Below are 4,076 nucleotides of genomic sequence, written 5' to 3'. Positions count from 1 at the left end.
TGTTATTGCTACCCGTGATAACGAGTTCCATCGTCATCTCTCCTTATGCCTTGCTCGCCGGACGGACGATCACGTCGCCACCCGCCGCGCCCGGAACGGCGCCGCGAACCGCGATCAGACCGCGTTCGACGTCGACCTTGACAACTTCCAGGTTCTGGGTGCTCTGCTGCACGGCGCCCATGTGACCGGACATCTTCTTACCCGGGAACACGCGGCCGGGCGTCTGGCGCTGACCCAGCGAACCCGGCGCGCGATGCGACAGCGAGTTGCCGTGGGTAGCGTCACCCATACGGAAGTTGTAGCGCTTGATGGTGCCCTGGAAGCCCTTACCCTTGGTGACACCCTGGACGTCGACGATCTGGCCGACTTCAAAGATGTCCGCCTTGACTTCGCCACCCACGGCGAAATCGCCGAGCTGGGCGTCTTCAACGCGGAATTCCCACAGGCCACGGCCCGCTTCCACTTTCGCCTTGGCGAAGTGGCCGGCTTCCGGCTTGTTGACCAGGGCAGCGCGACGCGCACCGACGGTCACCTGCACGGCGCTGTAGCCGTCAGTTTCGACGGTCTTGATCTGCGCGATGCGGTTGGGGGTTGCTTCGATCAGGGTCACCGGAATGGAACGGCCATCTTCGGTGAACACGCGGCTCATGCCAGCCTTGCGGCCCACGAAGCCCAACGAATACTTCTTCGTCATGGTCGTAGTCCTCAGGTCAGCTTGATCTGAACGTCGACGCCGGCAGCCAGTTCGAGCTTCATCAGCGCGTCCACGGTCTTGTCATTCGGGTCAACGATATCGAGCACGCGCTTGTGCGTGCGGGTCTCGTACTGGTCACGCGCGTCCTTGTCGACGTGCGGGGAGACGAGGATGGTGTAACGCTCGATCTTGGTCGGCAGCGGGATCGGGCCACGCACTTGCGCGCCGGTCCGCTTCGCCGTCTCAACGATCTCGCTGGCCGAACGGTCGATCAGACGATGATCGAACGCTTTCAGCCGGATCCGGATCTTTTGGTCCGCCATGGCGGTAGGTTCCTTCGATAAAAGAGCGACAGACAAAGCCTCTGGGTTGCTTTGCCCCATGAAATCCCTGAATACAGACGGCCCGCATTCCCGCAGGCCGACAAGGTCAATCCGTAGACCCCAAATGCATAGGCAGACCCGTGAAACCGGCCTGCCCAGACGGAGAAGCATAATGGCACGCAAGGCAGCTGTCAACAGTCTCCTGTTGACGCCGCCTGAATGGCATTGACCCTTCCTGGTCCGGGGAACACAAGGCACATCCTGTGCCTACTTTCCCGTTTGATACGCCCCGATGCCCTACCCAGGCAACATCGGGGCGCAGAGTCTAGCAGATTACTCGAGGATGTTGGCAACCACGCCAGCACCGACGGTACGGCCACCTTCGCGGATGGCGAAGCGCAGGCCGGCGTCCATGGCGACCGGGTTGATCAGGGTGACAACCATCTTCACGTTGTCGCCCGGCATCACCATCTCGACRCCTTCCGGCAGCTCGACCGCACCGGTGATGTCGGTGGTACGGAAGTAGAACTGCGGACGGTAGCCCTTGAAGAACGGGGTGTGACGGCCGCCTTCGTCCTTCGACAGYACGTACACTTCGGCGTCGAACTTGGTGTGCGGCTTGATCGAACCCGGCTTGGCCAGAACCTGGCCACGCTCGACGTCGTCACGCTTGGTGCCGCGCAGCAGCAGACCGGCGTTGTCGCCTGCCTGACCCTGGTCCAGCAGCTTGCGGAACATTTCCACGCCGGTCACGGTGGTCTTCTGCACCGGACGGATGCCGACGATTTCGATTTCTTCGCCGACCTTGATCACGCCGCGCTCGATACGACCGGTCACCACGGTGCCGCGGCCCGAGATCGAGAACACGTCTTCGACCGGCATCAGGAACGCCTTGTCGACGTCACGCTCCGGGGTCGGGATCCAGGTGTCCAGCGCCTCGACCAGCTTGATGACGGCCGGCACGCCGATGTCGCTCTGGTCGCCTTCCAGCGCCAGACGGGCCGAACCCGAGATGATCGGGGTGTCGTCGCCCGGGAAGTCGTACTTGCTCAGCAGCTCGCGGACTTCCATTTCGACCAGTTCCAGCAGCTCGGCATCGTCAACCATGTCGGCCTTGTTCAGGAASACGAYRATGTACGGCACGCCRACYTGRCGSSWCAGCAGGATGTGYTCRCGSGTYTGCGGCATCGGGCCGTCAGCGGCCGAGCACACCAGRATMGCGCCGTCCATYTGRGCRGCRCCSGTGATCATGTTCTTSACRTAGTCAGCRTGGCCCGGGCARTCGACGTGGGCGTAGTGACGAACGGTGGATTCGTATTCGACGTGCGCGGTCGAGATCGTGATGCCACGCGCCTTTTCTTCCGGCGCAGCGTCGATCGCGGAGTAATCCTTGAACTCGCCACCAAAGCGCTCGGCACCGATCTTGGTCAGTGCGGCGGTCAGCGTGGTCTTGCCGTGGTCGACGTGACCGATGGTGCCGACATTGACGTGCGGCTTGGTGCGCTCGAACTTACCCTTGGCCATGGCTGCTTATCTCGAATTCGTCTGGTGTGGTGCTGAAGATGGTGCTCACAAAAGGAATCGAACCTTCGACCTCTTCCTTACCAAGGAAGTGCTCTACCGACTGAGCTATGTGAGCGAGTTTTGCATTATGGCATGAACTCGATAATATTCAAAGTTCATTCAATGGAGCGGGAGACGGGAATCGAACCCGCACCATCAGCTTGGAAGGCTGAGGTTCTACCATTGAACTACTCCCGCACCGGGAATGTGCCACAACGTGAAGCTGGTGGAGGGAGGTGGATTCGAACCACCGAAGGCGTAAGCCAGCAGATTTACAGTCTGCCCCCGTTGGCCGCTTGGGTATCCCTCCTTACCACCCCATTCCGTGCCGCCGAAGCGTTGCGGTGTGTGGTGGTGAGCCCGCAATTCTGGAGATGAAGCGGGGGTCTGTCAACGCTTTTTTTCACTTTTTTTCACGCGCGTCGCAAACCCCTTGATACGCAAGGGTCTGCTCAAGGCAGCGCGATTGTCTCGTCGGCAAAGATGGCCACATGGGCAACGCCATCGGCCCCGATCCAGCCCCGATACATGCCCTGGGTGTTGAACGGCGCTGCCGCTTTCCCATCTGCAGAGAGCACGATCGCCCCGCCGTCGCCGCCCATCTGCGGAATCGCGTCGTTGATCACGCCCTTGCCCGCCTGTTCCGGCGACTGACCGAGGTAGCGCATGCGCGCGCAGATCTCATGGGCTGCCGCGGTACGGATGTAGTACTCGCCCCAACCGGTACCCRACACCGCACAACGCGCATCGGCCCAGGTGCCGGCACCGATGATCGGCGAATCGCCGACACGTCCATAGCGCTTGTTGGTCATGCCGCCAGTGGAGGTGCCTGCAGCAAGATGCCCCTGTGCATCCAGGGCGACCGCACCGACCGTGCCGAAGTGCTTTGCGGTTTCCAGGTCGGCATGCGCCTGCCCGCCCGCCTCTTCCTTCAATGCACGCTGCAGCTGCTGCCAGCGCTTGTCGGTGCGGAAGTAGGAGGGGTCGACCAGGGTCACGCCCTGCTCGGTGGCGAAGGCTTCGGCGCCCTGCCCCACCATCATCACGTGCCTGGACTTCTGCATCACCGCCTGCGCGAGGAGGATCGGGTTGCGCACGCGCTGCACGCCGGCCACTGCTCCGGCCGCCTGGGTGGCACCGTCCATCACCGCCGCGTCCAGTTCATTGCGGCCTTCGTGGGTGAACACCGCGCCCTTGCCCGCGTTGAAGGTCGGATCATCCTCGAGCACGGTGATGGCCGCGGTCACCGCCGCCAGTGCCGGATGCCCGGCTGCAAGTTCGGCATGGCCCTTCAGCAATGCCGCCTTCAGCGCAGCGCGCGCGGCCTGTTCTTCTGCCGCGGAGAGATCCTTGCGCTCCACCCCGGCACCGCCGTGGATGACCAGCAGCGGTGATGCGGTGGGTGCGGCCTGGGCCAGCAGTGGCAGGGACAACAGCGCGGACAGCGCCAGGCGCAGTTTCATGGAAGCAGATCTCCAGCAGGACAAGGATTGGAT

4 protein-coding genes and 3 tRNA genes are annotated in these 4,076 nt (G+C 62.5%); all 7 read right to left on the bottom strand.

Annotation, left to right across the window (positions count from 1 at the left end; translation table 11 throughout):
• Positions 1-43 precede the first annotated feature (43 nt).
• Positions 44-694, bottom strand: a complete 651-nt coding sequence (gene rplC, locus AC1VAN_RS13945) for a 50S ribosomal protein L3 (RefSeq protein WP_025879301.1) — start codon at positions 692-694, stop codon at positions 44-46.
• An 11-nt stretch (positions 695-705) separates the two neighbouring features.
• A complete protein-coding gene (gene rpsJ / locus AC1VAN_RS13940; protein ID WP_010341589.1) occupies positions 706-1,017 on the bottom strand; it encodes a 30S ribosomal protein S10 in 312 nt (103 codons plus the stop codon).
• Between the two features lie 333 nt (positions 1,018-1,350).
• The gene (tuf, locus tag AC1VAN_RS13935) at positions 1,351-2,541 is read right to left on the bottom strand and encodes an elongation factor Tu (protein WP_480986004.1); all 1,191 of its coding nucleotides are present in this window, start codon (positions 2,539-2,541) and stop codon (positions 1,351-1,353) included.
• 39 nt (positions 2,542-2,580) lie between these two features.
• A tRNA-Thr gene (locus AC1VAN_RS13930) sits at positions 2,581-2,656 on the bottom strand.
• A gap of 48 nt (positions 2,657-2,704) precedes the next feature.
• Positions 2,705-2,778, bottom strand: a tRNA-Gly gene (locus tag AC1VAN_RS13925).
• A gap of 26 nt (positions 2,779-2,804) precedes the next feature.
• Positions 2,805-2,890, bottom strand: a tRNA-Tyr gene (locus AC1VAN_RS13920).
• 142 nt (positions 2,891-3,032) lie between these two features.
• Entirely contained in the window at positions 3,033-4,043 is a 1,011-nt protein-coding gene (locus tag AC1VAN_RS13915) for an isoaspartyl peptidase/L-asparaginase family protein (RefSeq protein ID WP_480986003.1), read from the bottom strand.
• Positions 4,044-4,076 lie beyond the last annotated feature (33 nt).

It is taken from the genome of Stenotrophomonas sp. 05L44_2 (assembly GCF_056665995.1).
Note: the sequence above shows the minus strand (reverse complement) of the source record. Positions and strands in the feature narration are given on the sequence as shown.

What these genes read in the sequence shown, in the direction of transcription:
- rplC (WP_025879301.1), bottom strand. Translation starts at nt 694, where the DNA reads ATGACGAAGAAGTATTCGTTGGGCTTCGTGGGCCGCAAGGCTGGCATG.
- rpsJ (WP_010341589.1), bottom strand. Translation starts at nt 1,017, where the DNA reads ATGGCGGACCAAAAGATCCGGATCCGGCTGAAAGCGTTCGATCATCGT.